This is a genomic window from Agrococcus sp. UYP10 (assembly GCF_040547205.1).
In the GTDB taxonomy this organism is placed as follows: domain Bacteria; phylum Actinomycetota; class Actinomycetes; order Actinomycetales; family Microbacteriaceae; genus Agrococcus; species Agrococcus jenensis.
In genome coordinates, this window is sequence record NZ_JBEPPG010000001.1 from 153,509 (window position 1) to 173,859 (window position 20,351).

Consider the following 20,351-nt stretch of genomic DNA (forward strand, 5'->3'; position numbering starts at 1 on the left):
GTCAGTCCTTGTCGTGCTGGCCGGGCACCGACTTCGAGACCTTCATGAGGAACTCGACGTTCGACTGCGTCTCCTTGAGCTGCTTGAGCACGAGCTCGAGCGCCTGCTGGGTGTCGAGGCCCGCGAGCGCCCTGCGGAGCTTCCACATGACCTTCGTCTCCTCGACGCCCATGAGCATCTCCTCGCGGCGCGTGCCGGAGGCGTTGACGTCGACGGCGGGGAAGATCCGCTTGTCGGCCATGTTGCGCGAGAGGCGCAGCTCCATGTTGCCCGTGCCCTTGAACTCCTCGAAGATGACCTCGTCCATCTTGGAGCCGGTCTCGACGAGCGCGGTCGCGAGGATCGTGAGCGAGCCGCCGTGCTCGATGTTGCGCGCCGCGCCGAAGAACTTCTTCGGCGGGTAGAGCGCGCTCGAGTCGACGCCGCCCGAGAGGATGCGGCCCGACGGCGGTGCCGACAGGTTGTAGGCGCGACCGAGGCGGGTGATGCCGTCGAGCAGCACGACGACGTCGTGACCGAGCTCGACGAGGCGCTTCGCACGCTCGATCGCGAGCTCCGCGACGATCGTGTGGTCCTCGGCGGGCCGGTCGAAGGTCGACGCGATGACCTCGCCCTTGACGGTGCGCTGGAAGTCGGTGACCTCCTCAGGGCGCTCGTCGACGAGCACGATCATGAGGTGGACCTCGGGGTTGTTCTCGGCGATCGCGTTCGCGATGGCCTGCATCACGAGCGTCTTGCCCGCCTTGGGCGGCGAGACGATGAGGCCGCGCTGGCCCTTGCCGATCGGCGACACGAGGTCGATGACGCGGGTCGAGAGCTTGTTCGGCGTCGTCTCGAGGCGGAGGCGCTCCTGCGGGTACAGCGGCGTGAGCTTCGAGAACTCGACGCGCGTGAGCGCGTCCTCGACCGACTGGCCGTTCACCGAGTCGACGCGCACGAGCGCGTTGAACTTCTGGCGGTTCGACTGCTGCTGCTCGCCCTCGCGCGGCTGCTTGATCGCGCCGACGACCGCGTCGCCCTTGCGGAGGCCGTGCTTCTTGACCTGCGCGAGCGAGACGTAGACGTCGTTCGAGCCGGGCAGGTAGCCGGAGGTGCGCACGAAGGCGTAGTTGTCGAGCAGGTCGAGGATGCCGGCGACGGGCAGCAGCACGTCGTCCTCGTGCACCTCGAACTCGTCGCCCTGCACGCGCCCGCGAGTGCGGTCGCGACCGCGGCTGCGGCGCGAGCCGTCGGCGTCGGCCTGCGGCTGCTGCTGGGGCTGGTTGCCCGGCTGGCCCTGCTGACCGCGGCCGCGGCCACGGCCGCGGCGGCTCTCGTCGTCGTCCTGCTGCGGCTGGTCGTCCTGGCCCTGCTGGCTGCCCTTGCCGCGGCTGCGGCGGCGGCGCGAGCCGCCCTCGCGCTGGCCCTCGCCCTGGGCGTCGCCCTGGCCCTGGTCCTGGCCGCGCTCGTCGGCGCCGTCGCGGTCGTCGGAGCGCTCGTCCGCGGTGACCTCGACGACGGCGGCGCGCGCACGGGCGGCGCGGTCGTCGGAGGCGCGGTCTGCGGTGCGGTCGGCGTCGGCGCGGTCGCCGTCGCGCGCGTCCGTCGCCTCTGCACCGGTCGTCTGGGCGACCGGGGCGTCGGGCTGCGGTGCCGGCTGGTCGTCGGACGGCGCGCCCGACTTGGCGCGCGAGCGGCTCGAGCGGGCGCGGGGCGCGCGCTTGGCGGGCGCCTCGTCAGCGGGGGCCTCATCGGTCGCTGCGACCTCGGTCGGCGCGGCGTCGGCGGGTGCCTCGGCCGCCTCGGCGGCGGGCGCCTCAGCAGCGGGTGCCTCGGCAGCGGCGGCGGTCTTCGACCGGCGCGGTGCGCGGCGCTTGGGGGCGGCCTCCTCGGCCGGGGCAGCGGCGGGCGCGTCGGCCGGAGCCTGCTCGGCCTGGGCCTGCTCAGCCTGGGCCTGGGCGGGCTCTGCGGGCGCCTCGGCCTGGGCGGGCGCCTCGGCCTGCTCGGCCACGGACGACGACGTCGCGCGGCGCGAGCGGCGCTTCGGCGCGGTCTGCGCGGGCGCCTCGGCCTGTGCGGACGTCGAGGCGTCGGGGCTGGTGGTCTGCGCGACAGCGGCGTCGTCAGACGTCGGGATGCTGTCGATGATCTCGCTCGTCATGGGCGAGTGCTCCTTCGATGTCGGCCCGCGCGCGATGCTCGCGGGCGTGGGACCACGTCTCCCGCTGCGCTCACGGCCGCGGTGCGGACGTCGGGCGCATTCAGAATGCGGAGAGAGGAGTCAGAATGTCCCCTCGCGCGGCTAGGCCGCAGCGGTGCTGGGGACGGGCTCCACTGTACCACCGCGGATGTCGACGGCCAGCAGGCGCGCGTGCCACGCCTCGGGCCGCTCCTCGACGATGCGGGCGGCCTTCAGCCGGGCGGCCGGATCGCTCGCGAGCACGAGCACCGAGGGCCCCGCGCCCGACACGACGGCCGCGTGGCCCGCGGCTCGCAGCGCCGCGACGAGGGCGCTCGTCTCGGGCATCGCGCTCGCCCGGTAGATCTGGTGCAGCCGGTCCTCGGTGGCGTCGAGCAGCAGCTCGGGGCTCTGCGTCAGCGCCGCCACGAGCAGCGCGGATCGCGACAGGTTGAAGACGGCGTCGGCGTGCGGCACCTCGGTCGGCTGCAGGCTGCGCGCGAGGGTGGTCGACATCGTCGCCTCGGGCACGGCGACGAGCAGCGACACGCCGCGGTGCACGGCGAGCTGCTTGTGGCGCGGGCCGGTCTCGTCGACCCACGCGATGGTGAGGCCGCCGAAGATCGCGGGGGCGACGTTGTCGGGGTGACCCTCGAGCTCGGTCGCGTAGCGCAGCACGTCCTCGTCGCTGACCTCGACGACGCCCTCGAGCAGGCCCTTCGCCGCGAGCACGCCCTCGACGATCGCGGCGCCGGAGGAGCCCATGCCGCGGCCGTGGGGGATGCTGTTCGTCGCCGTGATGGCGATGCCAGGAGGCACAACGCCGACCCGGTCGAAGACGTGCAGGAGCGCGCGCGCGACGAGGTTCGTCTCATCCGTCGGCACCTCGCCCGCGCCGACGCCGGTGACGTCGACCCGCACGCCCGACTCGGTCGCCTCGACCTCGAGCTCGTCGTGCACGTTGAGCGCGAGGCCCAGCGTGTCGAAGCCCGGGCCCAGGTTCGCGCTCGTCGCGGGCACGCGCACGTGCACGCGTCGGCCGACCGGCACGCCGGCCGGGTTCGTGCCGGTCGCGTCGGCGGCCGTCACGCGAGGCCCAGCATCTGCGCGACCTGCGCGGTGTCGGCGTCGGCCGACTCGGGCGTGGCGTCCGAGCCGTCCTCGAGCCGCAGGCCCCACGCGGCATCCTTCAGGCCGTGGCCCGTGACGGTGAGCGTCACGGTCGAGCCTGCGGGGATCTCGCCGGCGGCGTGCCGCTCGAGCAGGCCCGCGACCGAGATCGCCGAGGCCGGCTCGACGAAGACGCCCGTGGAGGATGCGAGCAGCCGCTGGGCGCGCAGGATGTCGGCGTCCTCGATGGCGCCGATGTAGCCCCCCGACTCGTCGCGGGCGGCGAGCGCCTGCTGCCACGAGGCGGGATTGCCGATGCGGATCGCGGTCGCGACGGTGTCGGGCTCGCGCACGACCTCGCCGCGCACGATCGGCGCGGCGCCGGCGGCCTGGAAGCCGATCATGCGCGGGCGCCGCGTGGCGGTGCCGGCCGTCGCGGCCTCGGAGAAGCCGCGCCAGTAGCTCGTGATGTTGCCCGCGTTGCCGACCGGCATGATGTGGATGTCGGGCGCGTCGCCGAGCACGTCGATGATCTCGAGCGCCGCGGTCTTCTGCCCCTCGATGCGGTCGTCGTTCACGGAGTTGACGAGGTGCACCGGGTAGCGGTCGGCGAGCTCCTTCGAGATCTCGAGGCAGTCGTCGAAGTTGCCGCGGATCTGCACGATGCGCGCGCCGTGCACGACCGACTGGGCGAGCTTGCCCATCGAGATGCGGCCCTCCGGCACGAGGACGATCGCCTGGATGCCGGCCGCGGCCGCGTAGGCGGCAGCCGCCGCCGAGGTGTTGCCGGTCGACGCGCACGCGACGGCCTTCGCGCCGCGCTCGACGGCGCGGGAGACCGCGACCGTCATGCCGCGGTCCTTGAAGGAGCCGGTGGGGTTGAGCCCCTCGAACTTCACGAGCACCCGGGCGTCGGTCATGGTCGACAGCGCCCTCGACTCGATGAGCGGGGTGCCGCCCTCGCCGAGCGTCACGACCGTCGACGCATCGGTCACGCCGAGCGTGTCGGCCCACTCGCGGAGCACGCCCTGCCACTGGTTCGCCATGTCTGCCTCCTAGTCGATGAGTCGGATCACGCTGTCGATCCGCTCCACGTCGGTGTGCGCCTCGAGCGCGTCGAGCACGGACGCGATGCGCGCCTCGCTCGCGGTATGGGTGCCGAGCACGAGCGAGGCGTGCGCCTCGCGCGCGTCCTGCCGCACGGACTCGACCGAGACGCCGTGCTCGGCGAAGAGCCCCGCGACCGCGGCGAGCACGCCGGGCCGGTCGGCGACGGTGAGCGCGAGCTCGTGGCGCGCCAGCACGTCGCCGAAGGGTGCGATCGGGAGGTCGGCGTGCGTCGACGACGCCGCGCCGGGTCCGCCCAGCACGTGGCGGCGGGCGATCGAGACGAGGTCGCCGAGCACGGCGGAGGCCGTCTCGGGCCCGCCGGCGCCCGCGCCGTAGAACATGAGGTCGCCCGCGGCCTCCGCGGTGACGAAGATCGCGTTCTTCGCCTCGCGCACGGCGGCGAGCGGATGCGTCGCGGGCAGCGAGACGGGGTGCACGCGGGCAGACACGCGGTCGCCGCCCTCGCCGGGCAGGCGCTCGCAGATGGCGACGAGCTTCAGCACCCGGCCGGTGCGCTCCGCCTGCGCGACCATCGCATCGGTGATGCCGGTGATGCCCTCGCGGTGCACGAGCGCGCCCGGGACGGCGGTGTGGAAGGCGAGCGACGCCAGGATCGTCGCCTTCGACGCGGCGTCGAAGCCCTCGATGTCGGCGGTCGGGTCGGCCTCGGCGTAGCCGAGCTCGGTCGCGACCCGGAGCGCGTCGGCGAGCGACGAGCCCTCCGTGTGCATGCGGTCGAGGATGAAGTTCGTGGTGCCGTTGACGATGCCCATCACGCGCGTGACGCGGTCGCCCGCGAGCGACTGCTCGAGCGGGCGGATGATCGGGATCGCGCCGCCGACGGCCGCCTCGTAGGCGACCTGCGCGCCGAGGATCTCGGCGGCGTGGAAGAGCTCGGGGCCGTGCGCGGCGACGAGCGCCTTGTTCGCGGTGACGACGTCGGCGCCGGAGGCGAGCGCATCGAGGAGCAGGGTGCGAGCCGGCTCGATGCCGCCGAGCAGCTCGACCACGATGTCGGCGCTCGCGACGAGCGTGCCGAGGTCGCTCGTCATGAGCTCGCGCGGCAGGTCGACGTCGCGCTGGGCGTCGACGTCGCGCACGCCGATGCCGACGAGCTCGAGCGGCGCGCCCACGCGGGCCGCCAGCTCGTCGGCGTGCTCGAGCAGCAGGCGGGCGACCTGCGAGCCGACGCTTCCGGCGCCGAGCAGCGCGATGCGGAGGCTGCGGTACGAGTTCATGCGTCTCCTGGGGTCGCTGCGTCGAGTCCCGCGTCGCGGGCGAGCAGGTCGTCGATCGACTCGCGGCGCACGAGCACGCGCACGGCGCCGTCCCGCACGGCGAGCACCGGCGGGCGGGGCGTCGCGTTGTAGTTGGAGGCGAGCGAGTGGCAGTAGGCGCCGGTCGCGGCGACGGCCAGCAGGTCGCCGGGCGCGACGTCGGCGGGCAGCCACTCCGCGTCGACGACGATGTCGCCCGACTCGCAGTGGTGGCCGGCGACGCGGGCGAGCGCCGGGGCGGCGTCGGAGGCGCGATCCGCGATCCGCGCCGAGTAGTGCGCGCCGTAGAGCGCGGGCCGCGGGTTGTCGCCCATCCCGCCGTCGACCGAGACGTAGGTGCGGACGCCGCCGTCGAGGTGCACCGGCTTGACGGTGCCGACCGTGTACACGGTGATGCCCGCGGGGCCGACGATCCAGCGGCCCGGCTCGATGGCGATGCGCGGCACCGGCACGCCGAGCTCGTCGGCGGCGGCGCGCACGGCATCCGCGAGCGACTGCGCGATCTGCTCGATCGGCTCCGGGCGGTCGGCGCCCGTGTAGGCGATGCCGAAGCCGCCGCCGAGGTTGAGCTCGGGCAGCGGCGCGTCGGCGCCCAGCTCGGCGTGGAGCGCGAGCATGCGGCGCGCCGACTCGGCGAAGCCGCTCGCGTCGAAGATCTGCGAGCCGATGTGGGTGTGGAGGCCGACGAGCTCGAGGCTCGGCAGCTCGCGGATGCGCGCGACGAGCGCCGGCGCCTCGCTGACGGGCACGCCGAACTTCTGGTCCTCGTGGCTCGTGGCGAGGAACTCGTGGGTCGAGGCGTGCACGCCGACGGAGATCCGGAGCCGCACGCGCTGCACGCGGCCCGCGCGCTCGGCGGCGGCCGCGACGCGCTCCGCCTCGATCGCGGAGTCGAGCACGAAGGTGCCGACACCCGCGGCGACGCCAGCATCGATCTCGGCGAGGCCCTTGTTGTTGCCGTGGAAGCCGATCGCCTCGGGCTCGACGCCGGCGCGCAGCGCGATCACGAGCTCGCCGCCCGTGCACACGTCGATGCGCAGGCCCTCGGCGCGCATCCAGCGGGCGACGTCGGCCGTGAGCAGCGCCTTGCCGGCGTAGTAGACGTCGACGCCCTGCTGGTCGAACGCGGCCTCGAACGCCTCGCGGATGCGCCGCGCACGGCCGCGCGCGACGGCCTCGTCGACGAGCAGGAACGGGGTGCCGTGCGCCTGTGCCACCTCGCGGAGGTCGGCCCCGCCGATCCGCACAGCGCCGTCGACGCGCTCCGCGCCGGCCGGCCAGACGCCGTCGGCGAGCGCGTTCGGGTCGCCCGCGTCGAGCAGCTGGGGGGCGAGCGGATGCGGCACGGGACTCCGTCCGTGTGTGGTTCATGGGGCTCGCGCTCCGGTGGGCTCGGAGCGCTGGCGGCGACGGCGCTTGTGGCGCTGCTCCCCATCCTATGAGGCCGCGCATGGCCGCTCTGCCGCCACGGCCGGCCCGTCCGACCCCGGGCGGACCTGTGAGCGCCGTGCCCTACCGTGGCGTGCGTGCCGACTCCTCCCCCGTCGTGGTTCGAGCGCGACCCGCTCGAGCTCGCGCCGCTGCTGCTCGGCGGCGTGCTGCGCCGCGCGGACGCCGCGGGAGCGGTGGCGCTGCGCGTCACCGAGGTCGAGGCCTACCGCGGTGCCGACGATCCCGGTGCGCACAGCTTCCGCGGGATGACGCAGCGCAACGCGACGATGTTCGGGCCGGGCGGGCACGTCTACTGCTACTTCACCTACGGCATGCACCACGCCGTGAACATCGTGGCCGGGCCCGCAGGCTCCGGCTGGGGTGTGCTCGTCCGTGCCGGGGAGGTCGTGGAGGGGCGCGAGCTCGCCCTCGAGCGGCGCTCGGCGCGGCGCGCGTCGCCGCCGACGGGCGAGCTCGCCCGAGGTCCGGGCAACGTCGCGCAGGCGCTCGGCGCGACGCTCGCCGACGACGGCGCGCCGCTCTCGGATGCGCCGCCGGCTCCGCCCGCCGAGCGAGGCGCGTGGTCCTTCGAGCCCGCCACCGCGTCCGTGCCGCATGCCACCGGACCGCGCGTCGGCGTCAGCGGCCCGGGCGGCGACGCGATCGCCCACCCGTGGCGCTACTGGATGCCGGGCGAGCCGAGCGTCTCGGCCTACCGCCCGGCGACGCCGAGACGGCGCGCGTAGCCCCGCAAGCCATGCCTTGAGGGCCCGGAGTGCCGGGGCTATGCTCGCCGCGAGGCGGCCCGGCCGCCGCGCGCGTGCGGATCCCGAGGAGCGCCCATGGAGGCCAGCCCGTCCAGCCCGTCGACCGCGATCCTGGTCGTCGCCGTCGATGACGACGTGCGCGAGGCCCTCCTCGAGCCGCTTGAGCGGCGCTACGCGCAGGACTACCTGATCGTGAGCGCGGAGGGGCCGGCGGACGGCGTCGCGGCGCTCGACGAGCTGCGCGCAGCGGGGGGCGACCTCGCGCTCGTGCTCGCAGACGACGCATCGCCCGTGGGCGACCACGACAACGTCTTCGCGGCGGCGCGGCGAGCGTTCCCCGACGTGCGCCGCGGCTATGTCATCGAGTGGGGCTCGTGGGCCGATCGGCGCACCGCGGATGCGGTGCTGCAGCTCATGACGCACCTCCAGATCGACTACTACGTCGTGCGGCCCACGCACTCCCCCGACGAGTCGTTCCACCGCGCCGTCACCGACTTCCTGCGCGAGTGGGAGGCGTCGGTCGGCAAGCGCCATCGCGCCTTCACGGTCATCGGCGACGGCGCGAGGCCCCGCACGCACGAGCTGCGCCGCCTGCTCCACCGCAGCGGCGTGCCGGCCGACCACCTCGCCGCCGACTCCCCCGACGCGATCGCACTGCTGGCGGAGGCCGGCATGGAGGCCACGGCGCCCGGCACCGCCGACGTGCCGCTCGTGCGCACCCCGGCCGGGCACATCCTGGTCGATCCGAGCGATGCCGAGCTCGCTCGCGCGCACGGGCTCACCACGGCGCTGCCGTCGGGGGTCGTCGACGTGGCCGTCATCGGCGCCGGGCCAGCCGGGCTCGCGGCCGCCGTCTACGCCGCGTCCGAGGGGCTCGAGACGCTCGTGCTCGAGGTGGAGTCGATCGGCGGGCAGGCGGGGTCGAGCTCGCTGATCCGCAACTACCTCGGCTTCTCGCGCGGCGTCTCGGGCGCCGAGCTCGCCCAGCGGGCGTACCAGCAGGCGTGGGTGTTCGGTGCGCGGTTCGGCCACACCCGGCGCGTGACGGGGATGCGCGTCGGCGACGTCTTCGAGCTCGACGTCGCGCCCGACGAGACCGTGCGCGCGCGGTCGGTCGTGCTCGCCACCGGCGTCACGTACCGACGGCTCGCGGCGCCGGGGCTCGAGCCGTTCGTCGGCGCCTCCGTCTTCTACGGCGCCTCGTCGGTGGAGGCGCGGGCGCAGGCGGGCCGCGACGTGCTGGTCGTGGGCGGCGGGAACTCCGCGGGCCAGGCGGCGCTGCACCTCGCGCGCTACGCGGGCTCCGTATCGATCGTCGTGCGCGGCGAGGGGCTCGCCGCGAGCATGTCGCGCTACCTCATCGACCAGCTCGAGGCCGCCGGCGTGCGGCTCGTCACCGGCGCGCGCGTGGTCGACGCGAGCGCCGCCTCCGCGGACCGGCTCGAGCGCGTGGTGCTCGAGCGGACCGGGTCGCGCGAGCGGTTCGAGGTGCCGGCGCACGCGGTGTTCATCACCATCGGCGCCAGGCCGCACACCGAGTGGCTGCCGCCCGAGGTGCTGCGCGATCAGTGGGGCTCGGTCATCACCGGGCCGGAGGTGCTCGCCGAGGGCGGCCGGCGCGCGTGGCTCGGGGCGCCGGGCACCGAGCCGACGCTGCTCGAGACGTCGGTGCCGGGCTGCTTCGCCGTCGGGGATGCGCGGCGCGGCTCGGTAAAGCGCGTCGCCTCGGCGGTCGGCGAGGGCTCGGTCGTCATCTCGTCGGTGCACAAGCACCTCGGCCCGATCGCGGGCGGCTGACCGCCGCACCCCCACGTTGGTCGAGTAGCACGGGCCGGAGGCCCGCGCGTATCGAGACCACCCCGGCCCAGCGGAGACCTGATCTCGATACGCGCCGCTTCGCGGTGCTACTCGATCAGCGTGGCAAGGGGCGGTGCTACTCGATCACCATCCGCCGCTGGTCGAGTAGCACGGGCCGAAGGCCCGCGCGCATCGAGACCACCCCCGGACCGGGCGCATCATGATCTCGATACGCGCCGCTCCGCGGTGCTACTCGATCAGCAAGCAAACGCTGGTCGAGTAGCACGGGCCGAAGGCCCGCGCGTATCGAGACCAACCCGACCGAGCGGAGACCTGATCTCGATACGCGCCGCTTCGCGGTGCTACTCGATCAGCGTGGCAAGGGCGGTGCTACTCGAGCAGCAGGGAGAGAGCGGTGCTGCTCGATCAGCGTGAGAGCGGCGGCTACATCCGCTCCGGGGCCGAGACGCCGACCGTCGTGAGCGCCGTGCGCAGCACCTGGCCGGTCGCGTCGTTGAGCCACAGGCGGGTGCGGTTCAGCGCACCGACCGGCTCGTCGCCCTGCGGCGCGACCCGGCACGCGTCGTACCAGCGGTGGTACAGCCCGGCGAGCTCCTCCGCGAACCGCGCGACGCGGTGCGGCTCGCGCAGCTCCGCCGCCTGCGCGAGCACGCGCGGGAAGTCGGCCAGCGCGCCGAGCAGTGCCGACTCCGTCTCGTGCGACAGCAGCGACGGGTCGAACTCGCTGCGGTCGACGCCGGCGGCCTCCGCGTTCCGCGCCACCGCCGACATCCGGGCGTGCGCGTACTGCACGTAGTAGACGGGGTTGTCGTTCGTTCGCTGCGTCAGCAGCTCGAGGTCGATGTCGAGCGGCGTGTCCGCGCTCGACCGCACGAGCGAGTAGCGGGCGGCGTCGACGCCGACCGCCTCGACCAGGTCCTCCATCGTGACGATGGTGCCGGCCCGCTTCGACATCCGCACCGGCTGCCCGCCGCGGATGAGGTTGACCATCTGGCCGATCATCAGCTCGAGGTGCACGTGCGGGGTGTCCCCGAACGCGGCGCACATCGCCATCATGCGGCCGACGTAGCCGTGGTGGTCGGCGCCGAGCATGATGATGCACTCGTCGAAGCCGCGGTCGCGCTTGTTCTGGTAGTAGCCGAGGTCGCCGGAGAAGTAGGCGGGCTGGCCGTTCGAGCGGATCACGACGCGGTCGCGGTCGTCGCCGAAGGTCGTCGTGCGCAGCCAGATCGCGCCGTCCTCCTCGAACACGTGGCCGCGCTCGCGCAGCACCTCGATCGCGCGGTCGACGGAGCCGTCGGACTGCACCTGGTGCTCGTGGAAGTAGACGTCGAAGTCGACCCCGAAGTCGTGCAGGTCGCGGCGGATCTCGTCGAACATCAACTTCACGCCGTGCTCGCGGAACGTCTCCTGCAGGGTCTGGTCGTCGAGGTCGAGCAGGTCGCCGTCGTAGGAGTCGTCGACGCGGCGGGCGATGTCGGCGATGTAGGCGCCGCCGTAGCCGTCCTCCGGCGTCGGCTCGCCCTTGAACGCTGCGACGAGGCTCTTCGCGAAGCGGTCGATCTGCGCGCCGTGGTCGTTGAAGTAGTACTCGCGGGTGACCTCGGCACCCTGGCGCTCGAGCACGCGGCCGAGGCTGTCGCCCACCGCGGCCCAGCGGGTGCCGCCCATGTGGATGGGGCCGGTCGGGTTCGCCGAGACGAACTCGAGGTTGATGCGCACGCCCGCGAGCGCGCTGCCGGCGCCGTAGGCGTCGCCCGCCTCGACGATCGTGCGGGCGAGCTCGCCGGCGGCGCCTGCCGAGATCGTCAGGTTGATGAAGCCGGGTCCGGCGACATCGGCGCGCTCGATGCCGTCGACCTCGGCCAGCGTCGCGGCGACGTCGTCGGCGAGCTCGCGGGGCGCGACGCCGACGCGCTTCGCGAAGCGCATCGCGGCGTTCGTCGCCCAGTCGCCGTGGTCGCGGTTGCGGGGGCGCTCGAGCACGATGTCGCCCTCGGCGACCTCCACGTCGGCCGTGCGTCGAGCGACCGCGGAGCGGACGGCGGCGAGCACGGCGAGCGAGAGATCGGAAGGCTGCATGGGGTCGATCGTAGTCCGCGCGGCGTCGCCACGACGCCGGTGCCGGCCCGTACCCTGGCCCCATGTCGAGCTCCAGCCTGCGCTTCCGCCGTCTCCTCCCGGTCGCCGTGGTGGCGGCGGCGACGGCCCTAGCGCTCACCGGCTGCCAGCCCGGCGCGCTCGCGCCGATCGAGTCCTCCGACGCCCCCGAGCCGTCGTCGAGCGCCTCCGAGCAGCCGACGCCGACGCCGAGCGCGTCCGAGACGACGCCCGGGTCCGAGCCCGAGTCGCCGACCCCGACGCCCGCGCCCACCGGCACCGCGCTGCCGACGACGCCGCCGGTCGCGGGCGACCTCGACTGCAGCGAGGTCTACACGGCCGACCAGCTGTACGAGTTCAACCCGAACTTCGCGCCGTCGAGCGACGAGGGCTCGCTGCCCGGCGCGATCGACGACGTCGCGGATGCCGGCGGCACCGTGTGCGCCTACCAGCACGTGACCGGCATGGACCGGCTGCTCATCGGCGTGCTCACCGACGCCGCGGGCTTCGCGGCCCCCGCCTTCGAGGCGGTCGGCGACATGGGCGTCGCGACCTCGCCGCAGGACGGCGCGATCGTCGCGGTGGCCTCGCAGTACTTCGACCAGGCGCAGGACGCGCAGCCCGTCATCGACCAGGTCGCCGACAACCTCGACTGACCTGCACCTCCCACGCTCGACGAGCTCGGCGCGGGTGCGCGCTAGGCGATCTGGATGCGCTGCGTCGGGTCGTCGACCGCGTCCGGCGCCAGGTCGTCGTCGGCCGCCTCGACCGTGAGCGACTGCAGCAGCACGGGGTTGCCACTCGTCGTCGCCCACGCCGTCTCGAGCGCATCCGCACCCGTCGCGATGCGGATCAGGCTGCCGCGCGGCGCGAGGCCCGTCGCGTCGACGACCCACCACTGCCCGTCGATGTGCACCTCGGCCACCGCGTGGAAGTCCGGCGGTCGCAGCCCCGGCGCGTAGACGCCGACGTAGCGCGCCGGGATGCCCGCCGCACGCGCGAGCGCGATCATGACGTGCGCGTAGTCGCGGCACATGCCGCCGCGCTTCTCGAGCGTCGTGACGGCGGAGTCGTCCATCGCCGAGAGCGACGGCGAGTAGGTGAAGCCGCGCGCGATCCACTGCCGCATGGCGGCGATCGCGTCGAAGCCGGTCGCGCGGCCGAACCGCTCCTCGACGAAGCCCCGCAGCGCGCTCGCCTCGACGTAGCGCGAGTCCTCGAGGTAGCGCGCGGCATCGCCCTCGTCGACCGGGCGCTGCGAGCCGCCGACGCTCGTCTGCACGTCGACGGCGAGCGTGCCGGCCGGCGCGGTGAAGACGAGCTCCCTCGTGTCGTGGGCGGCGGGCAGGATGCGCCAATCGATGGGCGCGCCGTCGACCGTGACCGAGATGCGATCGTCGGACGCGTAGTCGGCGGCCGGCAGCACGAGGAGGATGACGTCGGTGTCGCCCACGAGGTTCATCGTGAAGGCTGCATGGGCGGTGCGCATTTGGTTCGATCCTCCCACAGTCCGTCCCCCGACTACGGCGTCAGCGCCTCCGGCTGGAGCACGTAGAGGTAGCCGCTGATGTCCGACGTCCAGGGCTCGGGCTCGACGCCCGCCGCGAAGGTCGCCGAGCTCACCGAGACGAGCCGGGTGCCCAGCTGCAGCCGCTGCAGGAAGGCCTGCAGCTCGGCCGGGCCGACGCCCGTCGTCGAGATCGTGATGGGCACCGCCGCGAGGTTCTCGGGTCCGATGAGCGGGTCGGTGTGGGGCATCGGCACGTCGGGCGCAGGCCCCTCGGCGGGAGCCGCAGCGGGATCCGATGCTGCCGGCGCCTCCGACTCGGTCGACCCGTCGGTCTCGGCCGCGGCCTCCTCCGCCGGCGCCGGCTCGACCACGCCCTCCGGCTCGACCGGCGGGAGGTAGGCGACGGCCTCCGCTGCCGTGACCCCGACGATCGTGACCCCGGTCTCGAGCGCGAGCGCGTCGAGCTGCCGGATGAACTCCGCGTACTGCAGCTCGCCCGGCACGCCCTGCGACAGCTCGTCGCGCGACGCCTCGAACTCGCTCATCCCCGCGGCCGCCTCCTCGAGCTCGACGATGCGCAGCTCGTGCAGCCGGTTCTGCTGCTCGACGACCTCGAGGTCGCCGCGAGCGGTCGAGGCCGCGGTCAGGTCGGGCGAGATGGAGCCGAACCAGGCACCGGCGGCGACACCGATGGCGATCAGTCCGGCGCCGAGGCTCCACAGGCGGTCCTTGGCGTTCATCGGCTCTCCTCCCCTTCGGCGTCGGCATCGGCGGACTGCCCGTCCGTCGGCGCCTGCTCGCCCGGCGTCGCCGGGTCGGCCGGGTAGCGGCCCGAGTACGCGCCCTCGTCGAGGTGCACGATGAACGTCGTCTCGAAGACGCCCTCCTGGTCGACGGCCGAGCTCGGCACCTGCACGTCGACGAAGCCGGGCACGCTCGCGAGCTGGTCCTCGATGCCGGGCACCGAGAGCAGCGCCGGGCTGCGCACCGTGAAGGTGACCATGGCCACGCGTGCCCCTTGCAGCGGCACGACGGGCTGCGCGTAGGCCAGCATCGGCGAGCTGCCCTCGACGGCGACGCTCGTGAGCGTCGCATCCTCCGGCAGCGTGCCGGCGATCGCCGCCAGGGTCGACTGCCAGTCGATCTCGGTGCTGGCGATCACCTGGCGGGCCGCCTCGCGCTCCTCGATCTCGGCCTGCACGGCCAGCACACCGGCGAACTCCGCCTGCCGGTCGATGAGCGCGGCGGTGCGGTCCTGCTCGATGAGCAGCTCCACCTCTGCGGCGATCGCCTGCACCTTCGCGCCCGCGCCACCGGCGACGACGCCCACGATGACCAGCACGGCGATCGCGACGACGCCGCGTCGGATGCCCCGGCTCCGCCGCGCGAGGCCCACTTCCGGGGGAAGGAGGTCGACGGCGGGATGCGCGCCGAGCTCGAGCGGCGCGCCGTCGGTGCTGCCGCCGACCGTGATCCCGAAGACCTTCATGCTGCCCTCCGCATCGCAAGGCCGACGGCCACGACCGCTCGGTTGCCCTCGTTGGAGGCGCGCTCGCGCTCGCGCGGCCGCACCGTCACGGTGCCGAACGGGTCGCCCCACTCGACGGGCAGCCGCAGCACCTCGCTGAGCGCGCCGGAGAGGCCGCCGAGGGTCGCGCCGTCACCGGTGAGCAGCACGCGCCCTACCGGCAGGTCGGGCCGCGAGGTCTCGAAGTAGGTCACCGTGTTGCGCACGCCGGTGACGAGCTCGCCCGTCACCTCGCGGATGATCTCGATGATCGGCTCGTCGTTCGCCGGGAAGCCGCCGAAGCCGAGCCCGAGCGCGCGCTTGGCGTCCTCGGCGACATGCCGCTCGATGCCGAGCCGCGAGTGCAGCGTGTGGGTGATCTCGTCGCCGCCCGACGGGATGATGCGCACGAAGTGCGGCACCCCCTCCCAGGCGATCACGACCGTGGTGGTGTGCGCGCCGACGTCGACGACCGCGGTCGCGCCCTGCTCCTGGCCCCGTCGCAGCAGCGCGCGGCTGAGGGCGAAGGGGATGAAGTCGACCGTGGTGGGCTCGAGCCGCGCCTTGCGCACGGCGTCGATGGTCGCGAGCACGCCCTCCTTGACGGCGGCGACGAGCAGCCCCTGCACCTGGCCGTGCCCGGCGTCGGCGACCGGGTAGAAGTCGAGGATCGCCTCGGGCGTGGCCACCGGGAGCATGTCGTGGACCTGGAACGGCAGCGCCTCACGGATCATCGCGAGCGGCGCGTTCGGCACGGTCAGCTCACGCGCGAGCACGCGGTCGTTGCCGATGCCGAGCACGACCTTGCGGGTCGAGAACCGTCCACGCTTCCACAGCGTCTTCAGCGCCGCCGTCACGTGATGCGGCTCGACGACCTCGCCGCGCTGCATCGCGCCGGGCGGCAGCGCGACCGAGTGGTACCGCGTGAGGGTCGTGCCCTTGCGCGTGACGATCACCTCGGCGGCCCGCACGGCGGTCGCGCCGATGTCCAGTCCCACGATGCTTGCCATCAGTCGATCCTCACTCCAGTCCCACGAGGCGCAGGTAGCTGTGCCAGATGGGTTCGCCGGCGAGCACGGCGAGCGCCGCGCCCCCGAGCATCCAGGGGCCGAACGGGATGCCGCTGCCCCGTCCTGCGCGCCGCGCGATCACGAGGCCGATCGCGAACAGGCCGCCGAGCAGGAAGGCGCCGAACGCGCCGACCGCGAGCTCGCCCCAGCCCAGCCAGCCGAGCGCCATGCCCAGCACCCCGGCGAGCTTGACGTCGCCGAGACCCATGCCCTGCGGGTAGGCGAAGGCCATCGCGAAGTACGCGGCGAAGAGGATGGCGCCGCCCGCAGCCGCGCGCAGCAGCGATCCCCACTCCCCCGTCGTCGCCGCCGCGACGAGCAGCAGCGCGCCGACGACCGGGTAGGCCGGCAGCACGATCGCGTCGGGCAGCCGCTGCGTGTCGAGGTCGATCCAGGCGAGCGCCACCCCCACGGCGGCGAGCACGAGGAAGGCGACCGTCTCGGCGAGGGCGCCCACCATCTGCGGCACCGAGCCGTCGAGCGCCTCCCACGGCGCGAAGCGCAGCACGATGGCGGCGAAGACGACGCCGGTCAGCAGCTCGACGAACGGGTAGCGCGCCGAGATGCGCGCCTTGCAGTCGCGGCACCGGCCACCGAGCCACAGCCAGCTGAGCACGGGCACGTTGTCGATCGGGCGGATGCGCGCACCGCAGCCGCCGCACGCGCTCGGCGGACTGACGATCGAGCGCCCTGCCGGCACCCGGAAGATGACCACGTTGAGGAACGAGCCGATGAGCAGCCCGAAGCCGCCGACGAGCGACCCGGCGACCGCGGCCATCATCGGTAGCCCCCGGTCGCGTCCATCGCCGGAGACGTCTCGATCCACGTCGTCACGCCGTAGGCCGTCGTCACCGGCGAGAGGAAGTGCGGCGGGGAGCGGAACCGCAGGCGCGCGTCGTACTGGTAGTCCTTGATGTAGCCGCTGCTCTGGGCGACGATGCCGCGGAAGCTCTGCGCGATCGACCCGCGCACGGTCAGCGTGCCGTTGCGGTCGCCCGTCTTGTCGGTGTTCTGCACGGCGAAGCTGTGGAGCGACAGGATCGCCGCGTCGATCGTCCGGTTCGGCGAGTCGACGTAGCTGTTGATGCGCGGGTTGCGCACCCACACCATCCCCTGGCCGATGAGGCCGAGCATGTCGCGGTCGCGGTCGACGTAGGTCGTGTTGCCGACGACGTAGAGGTAGTTCTCGGTGGCGAACGTGACCTGCCCCTGCAGCCGGCCCTGGATGAAGAGGTCGCCGTTGCGGCAGCCGTACGCGGCGGTGCCGTCGATGGCGGCGGGCACCGTCTCGCCCGAGGTCGGGTAGCCGACGCCGTTGCCGTTGGTCGGGCAGGTGTGGGGTGCCTGGTTCGACCGCCAGCCGTTCGGGTCGGTCGTCGAGGTGGGCACGTTCTGCACGAAGACGGCGCCGCCGTTGGGGACGGGGATCGTGGCACCGGCGCTGTGGCCGAGCTGGCCCGACGCGGTGCCCACGCGGCCGCAGGCGGTCGGCACCGGCACCGCGGCGCCGGGTCGCGTGACCTTCGTCCACGGCGACCGCACCGTCATGGTGCCGTTCGAGTTGAGCGTGACCGTCGTCGGACCGGTGTAGAGGCAGCCGCCGTCGAGCGCGTCCGTGCGGATCTCGGAGTTCGTCTCCGGCATCCCGAGCACGCCGAGCAGTGCCGGCGAGTTGCCGCGCGCGGGATCCTTCACCCGGAAGTCCGGGTTGCAGCCGCTGCCCGAGCGCACGTACCGCTCACCGGTGGGCGGGTTGTACGCCGTCGAGACCGGCCCGTAGAACGTCGCGTCGCACGCGTGGATCACGTCGTTCGAGTGCACCTGTCCGCGGATCTGGTCGCCGCCCGAGAAGACGATCGTCGCGCCGCAGCTCGCGAGGCGGCCCGCCCACGCGTAGCGCACGCAGGAGTCCGGCTGCCCGTTGAGCGCCGGGTCCTCGATCTCGTAGTCGGTGAAGTAGAGGTAGTTGAGGAAGCCCGCCTGCCGCAGGTCGGCGACGACCGTGCGAGTCTCGTCGCCGACGCGCCCGGTGGAGCGCAGGCGGATGGTGCCGTCGCTGTCGAAGGTGCTGATGTCGGTCTCGTACCGGAACTCCGCCGTGCCGGCGCTGCCCGGGACGCTCGCCCACGTGCCAGCGGCGCCGATGCCGAACGCGGCGTTCGTCGCGTCGGCGATGACCGTGCTGCTGGCGGTGAAGGGCGAGGATGCGTTGCCGTAGCGCAGGTAGCCCGGGTCGGCGGCGAGGCGGCTCTGGTACTCCTCGACCCCGGCGTAGGCGGCCGAGAGCGCGCCCTGCCAGTCCGCGTCGTCGCGCGCATGCCGCGCACCCGAGACCGCGACCACGATCGCAGTGGTGAGCAGCGCCGTGACGAGCGCGCCGATGCCGATCACGAGGATGAGGGCAGCGCCGCGATCGCGCTGCTCGATCATGGCGCGGAGGTGACGACGCATCACAGCCCACCTCTCGTGAGGTTGAGGTTGGGGATGCCGACGGTGCTCAGCAGCTGCGCCGGTGCCGCATCGTCGCCGGCCGCGGTCTGGACGACGAGCGAGACGCGGACGGCGACGATCTCGCGTCGCTGCGTCTCCGTGAGCGAGCCGGTGGAGGGAACGGCGAGCGCGGTGCCGTCGGCCTTGAGGTAGGTGAAGAGGGCAGGCGACGTGCCCGTCGCGAGCGGCGTGCCGCGGGGCGCGACATCGCGCACGACGACACGGGTGCGGTTCGGCGTCGTCGCGAACACCCAGTCGCCGCCCGATCGAGTCGACGGGAAGCGGGACTCGATGAGCTCGCCTGCGGCGTTGACCGCGAGCGAGAAGCGGGTGGGGCCGGCCGCCGTGGACGGGGTATCGAGGTAGCCGTTGAGGATCATCGAGTCGGCGCGGGCGCTCTCGAAGGCGGGCAGCGCCTGCCAGCTCGTCGAGACCGGCACCTCCGTGCCGCTACGGATGACCCGGCTGATCTGCTGCATGCCGAGCACCGCCGTGCGCGTGCTGTCCTGCTCAGACTCCTGGCGCGAGAAGCTCTGAGAGACCGTGACCACGAGCGTCGTGATGAGCGTGGAGACGATGGCGAACAGGGAGATGGCGACGAGCAGCTCGATGAGCGTGAGCCCCCGCTCGCGGTCGATAGTGCCGGTCATCCCGCGACCTGCCGTGGATCGAGCGTGACGGTGTTGCCGACGGCGGTGCCGCTCGAGACGACCGTCGCGACGACGGCGCCGGTGGCGCCGTTGGTGAGCTTCCAGGTGCCGAAGGGCAGGGCGATCGTGCCGTTCGCGGCGACGTCGCCGAAGGTGTGGACGAAGGTCGCGGCGCACAGCGGCGTGCCGACGCCCGGCGCGGGCGTCGCGCGGAGGTCAGTGGCGCGAGCGCTGATGCGCACGAGGCCCATCGGGATGTCGACGGTCGCCGTGCCACCCGGGTCCATGCTGAGCTCCGGTGCGACGCCCGCGGCGAGGCCGATGCCGAGCACCGTCTCCTCGGGCCACGCCGTAGGATCGGCGGACGTGCAGTCGGCGCCGGTCTCGCGGCCGTAGTTGCCGGCGAGCAGGCGGTAGGTCACCCGGGGGTGCACGCGCACGGTGAAGGTCGTCGCCGCCGTCGTCGTGAACGACGTCGTGCCGGTGAGCGTCACGGGCGTCACGCCGTAGGTGCTGATGAGCGTCAACGGCAGATTGCGCGGCAGCCGCACGGGGTTGGCGCTGCCCGCGACGGTCGCGGTGAGCGTGGCGCGCTCGTCGTACTGGAAGCCGATGCTCGAGGTCGTGCCGGCCGCGACGCTGACGTCGCGCTGGCGGGGCGTGGGGTCGAGCGTGACGCCGATGTAGTTGGTCTTCGAGACGCTCACCTCGTAGGTGCCGCGCGTGACCTGCAGGAAGTACGCGCAGCCCTCGGCGTCGGTGGTCCTGCTGGGCGTCGCCGCCCCCTCGGCCGTCGGCGTGAGGGCGACCGTGGCGCCTGCGACACCGTTGCCCTGGGCGTCTCGGATCGAGACGAGCACCGTGCCCTTGGCCGGGTCGTTGAGCCGCTGGGCGGGGTCGACGAGGGTGTCGGCGCGCACCGGGTCCATGGTCGCGGGCATGCCGCCCCACGTGACGGTGACGTTGACGCGCTTGAAGCGGAGGCTGCCACCGCCGGTGCCGCACGCAGTGGCATCGGCGGCGTCGCTGACCCAGCCGGTGTCGCGCGTGACGGTGAAGGTCGTGCCGTTGACGGTCACGGTGCGCGAGCCGTCGAGCAGGGTGAAGAGGTCGGGGCTGTCATGCGCGAGCTCGACCTCGGCGGCAGCGAGGTTCGCGGCGACGTGCTGCGCCTCGGAGCTGCGGTTGACCGTGATGATCTGGAGCATCGACGAGAGCACCATGGTCGAGAGGATCGCGAACACGAACATCGCGACCATGACCTCGACGAGCGTCATGCCGTCGTCGCCGGCGACGCTGAGCCGCGCGCGGATGTTGCGCATGGTGCCCTCCTCTCTGGTCTGACGGGATGTG

17 protein-coding genes are annotated in these 20,351 nt (G+C 73.5%); 3 read left to right on the forward strand and 14 right to left on the reverse strand.

What is annotated here, in order from left to right; genetic code table 11:
- Window position 1 precedes the first annotated feature (1 nt).
- The 5 genes from rho to lysA all read right to left on the reverse strand — a co-directional run bounded on the left by rho (window position 2) and on the right by lysA (window position 7,001).
- Window positions 2-2,140, reverse strand: coding sequence for a transcription termination factor Rho (gene rho / locus ABIB37_RS00745; RefSeq protein ID WP_354255460.1), 2,139 nt, complete (start codon window positions 2,138-2,140; stop codon window positions 2-4).
- 141 nt (window positions 2,141-2,281) lie between these two features.
- Window positions 2,282-3,247: a homoserine kinase gene (gene thrB / locus ABIB37_RS00750; RefSeq protein ID WP_354255462.1), complete on the reverse strand. Its 966-nt coding sequence runs from the start codon at window positions 3,245-3,247 to the stop codon at window positions 2,282-2,284.
- A complete protein-coding gene (gene thrC, locus ABIB37_RS00755) occupies window positions 3,244-4,314 on the reverse strand; it encodes a threonine synthase (RefSeq protein WP_354255464.1) in 1,071 nt (356 codons plus the stop codon). The genes thrB and thrC overlap by 4 nt, the downstream gene beginning before the upstream one ends.
- Window positions 4,315-4,323: 9 nt before the next feature.
- Window positions 4,324-5,616, reverse strand: a complete 1,293-nt coding sequence (locus ABIB37_RS00760) for a homoserine dehydrogenase (protein ID WP_354255467.1) — start codon at window positions 5,614-5,616, stop codon at window positions 4,324-4,326.
- The gene (gene lysA / locus ABIB37_RS00765) at window positions 5,613-7,001 is read right to left on the reverse strand and encodes a diaminopimelate decarboxylase (RefSeq protein ID WP_354255470.1); all 1,389 of its coding nucleotides are present in this window, start codon (window positions 6,999-7,001) and stop codon (window positions 5,613-5,615) included. The genes ABIB37_RS00760 and lysA overlap by 4 nt, the downstream gene beginning before the upstream one ends.
- Before the next feature lie 180 nt (window positions 7,002-7,181).
- Between lysA and ABIB37_RS00770 the strand changes: the two genes are divergently transcribed.
- Together ABIB37_RS00770 and ABIB37_RS00775 are read left to right on the forward strand one after the other, a co-directional pair.
- Complete coding sequence (locus ABIB37_RS00770; protein ID WP_354255473.1) at window positions 7,182-7,832, forward strand: DNA-3-methyladenine glycosylase; 651 nt, start codon at window positions 7,182-7,184, stop codon at window positions 7,830-7,832.
- 96 nt (window positions 7,833-7,928) lie between these two features.
- Window positions 7,929-9,650 carry an NAD(P)/FAD-dependent oxidoreductase gene (locus ABIB37_RS00775; protein WP_354255476.1) on the forward strand — a complete coding sequence of 574 codons (1,722 nt, stop codon included), beginning with the start codon at window positions 7,929-7,931 and terminating at the stop codon, window positions 9,648-9,650.
- 444 nt (window positions 9,651-10,094) lie between these two features.
- Here the strand turns inward: ABIB37_RS00775 and argS are convergent, their stop codons facing one another.
- Window positions 10,095-11,753: an arginine--tRNA ligase gene (gene argS, locus ABIB37_RS00780; protein WP_354255478.1), complete on the reverse strand. Its 1,659-nt coding sequence runs from the start codon at window positions 11,751-11,753 to the stop codon at window positions 10,095-10,097.
- A gap of 62 nt (window positions 11,754-11,815) precedes the next feature.
- Between argS and ABIB37_RS00785 the strand changes: the two genes are divergently transcribed.
- Window positions 11,816-12,427 (forward strand): hypothetical protein, encoded by a 612-nt coding sequence (locus ABIB37_RS00785; protein ID WP_354255481.1) that lies wholly within the window; start codon window positions 11,816-11,818, stop codon window positions 12,425-12,427.
- Between the two features lie 41 nt (window positions 12,428-12,468).
- On the opposite strand, the gene ABIB37_RS00790 is transcribed toward ABIB37_RS00785, so the two are convergent.
- The 8 genes from ABIB37_RS00790 to ABIB37_RS00825 are packed head-to-tail and all read right to left on the reverse strand — an operon-like array spanning window position 12,469 to window position 20,320.
- On the reverse strand, window positions 12,469-13,260 hold the full coding sequence (locus ABIB37_RS00790) for a transglutaminase-like domain-containing protein (protein ID WP_354255483.1): 792 nt from the start codon (window positions 13,258-13,260) through the stop codon (window positions 12,469-12,471).
- Window positions 13,261-13,292: 32 nt separating this feature from the next.
- Window positions 13,293-14,021 carry a hypothetical protein gene (locus ABIB37_RS00795; RefSeq protein ID WP_354255486.1) on the reverse strand — a complete coding sequence of 243 codons (729 nt, stop codon included), beginning with the start codon at window positions 14,019-14,021 and terminating at the stop codon, window positions 13,293-13,295.
- The gene (locus ABIB37_RS00800) at window positions 14,018-14,770 is read right to left on the reverse strand and encodes a PilN family protein (RefSeq protein ID WP_354255489.1); all 753 of its coding nucleotides are present in this window, start codon (window positions 14,768-14,770) and stop codon (window positions 14,018-14,020) included. The genes ABIB37_RS00795 and ABIB37_RS00800 overlap by 4 nt, the downstream gene beginning before the upstream one ends.
- On the reverse strand, window positions 14,767-15,798 hold the full coding sequence (gene pilM, locus ABIB37_RS00805; RefSeq protein WP_354255492.1) for a type IV pilus assembly protein PilM: 1,032 nt from the start codon (window positions 15,796-15,798) through the stop codon (window positions 14,767-14,769). The genes ABIB37_RS00800 and pilM overlap by 4 nt, the downstream gene beginning before the upstream one ends.
- A gap of 10 nt (window positions 15,799-15,808) precedes the next feature.
- Window positions 15,809-16,636 carry a prepilin peptidase gene (locus tag ABIB37_RS00810; protein ID WP_354255495.1) on the reverse strand — a complete coding sequence of 276 codons (828 nt, stop codon included), beginning with the start codon at window positions 16,634-16,636 and terminating at the stop codon, window positions 15,809-15,811.
- A complete protein-coding gene (locus ABIB37_RS00815) occupies window positions 16,636-18,309 on the reverse strand; it encodes a hypothetical protein (protein ID WP_354255497.1) in 1,674 nt (557 codons plus the stop codon). Before ABIB37_RS00815 ends, ABIB37_RS00810 begins: the two co-directional genes overlap by 1 nt.
- Complete coding sequence (locus ABIB37_RS00820) at window positions 18,309-18,998, reverse strand: prepilin-type N-terminal cleavage/methylation domain-containing protein (RefSeq protein ID WP_354255500.1); 690 nt, start codon at window positions 18,996-18,998, stop codon at window positions 18,309-18,311. Before ABIB37_RS00820 ends, ABIB37_RS00815 begins: the two co-directional genes overlap by 1 nt.
- Window positions 18,995-20,320, reverse strand: a complete 1,326-nt coding sequence (locus ABIB37_RS00825) for a carboxypeptidase regulatory-like domain-containing protein (protein WP_354255502.1) — start codon at window positions 20,318-20,320, stop codon at window positions 18,995-18,997. The genes ABIB37_RS00820 and ABIB37_RS00825 overlap by 4 nt, the downstream gene beginning before the upstream one ends.
- Window positions 20,321-20,351: the final 31 nt, after the last annotated feature.

What these genes read in the sequence shown, in the direction of transcription:
- ABIB37_RS00800 (WP_354255489.1), bottom strand. Translation starts at nt 14,770, where the DNA reads ATGAAGGTCTTCGGGATCACGGTCGGCGGCAGCACCGACGGCGCGCCG.
- ABIB37_RS00785 (WP_354255481.1), top strand. Translation starts at nt 11,816, where the DNA reads ATGTCGAGCTCCAGCCTGCGCTTCCGCCGTCTCCTCCCGGTCGCCGTG.
- rho (WP_354255460.1), bottom strand. Translation starts at nt 2,140, where the DNA reads ATGACGAGCGAGATCATCGACAGCATCCCGACGTCTGACGACGCCGCT.
- ABIB37_RS00795 (WP_354255486.1), bottom strand. Translation starts at nt 14,021, where the DNA reads ATGAACGCCAAGGACCGCCTGTGGAGCCTCGGCGCCGGACTGATCGCC.
- ABIB37_RS00790 (WP_354255483.1), bottom strand. Translation starts at nt 13,260, where the DNA reads ATGCGCACCGCCCATGCAGCCTTCACGATGAACCTCGTGGGCGACACC.
- ABIB37_RS00825 (WP_354255502.1), bottom strand. Translation starts at nt 20,320, where the DNA reads ATGCGCAACATCCGCGCGCGGCTCAGCGTCGCCGGCGACGACGGCATG.
- ABIB37_RS00820 (WP_354255500.1), bottom strand. Translation starts at nt 18,998, where the DNA reads ATGACCGGCACTATCGACCGCGAGCGGGGGCTCACGCTCATCGAGCTG.
- ABIB37_RS00815 (WP_354255497.1), bottom strand. Translation starts at nt 18,309, where the DNA reads ATGCGTCGTCACCTCCGCGCCATGATCGAGCAGCGCGATCGCGGCGCT.
- ABIB37_RS00810 (WP_354255495.1), bottom strand. Translation starts at nt 16,636, where the DNA reads ATGGCCGCGGTCGCCGGGTCGCTCGTCGGCGGCTTCGGGCTGCTCATC.
- ABIB37_RS00760 (WP_354255467.1), bottom strand. Translation starts at nt 5,616, where the DNA reads ATGAACTCGTACCGCAGCCTCCGCATCGCGCTGCTCGGCGCCGGAAGC.
- pilM (WP_354255492.1), bottom strand. Translation starts at nt 15,798, where the DNA reads ATGGCAAGCATCGTGGGACTGGACATCGGCGCGACCGCCGTGCGGGCC.
- ABIB37_RS00775 (WP_354255476.1), top strand. Translation starts at nt 7,929, where the DNA reads ATGGAGGCCAGCCCGTCCAGCCCGTCGACCGCGATCCTGGTCGTCGCC.
- argS (WP_354255478.1), bottom strand. Translation starts at nt 11,753, where the DNA reads ATGCAGCCTTCCGATCTCTCGCTCGCCGTGCTCGCCGCCGTCCGCTCC.
- thrC (WP_354255464.1), bottom strand. Translation starts at nt 4,314, where the DNA reads ATGGCGAACCAGTGGCAGGGCGTGCTCCGCGAGTGGGCCGACACGCTC.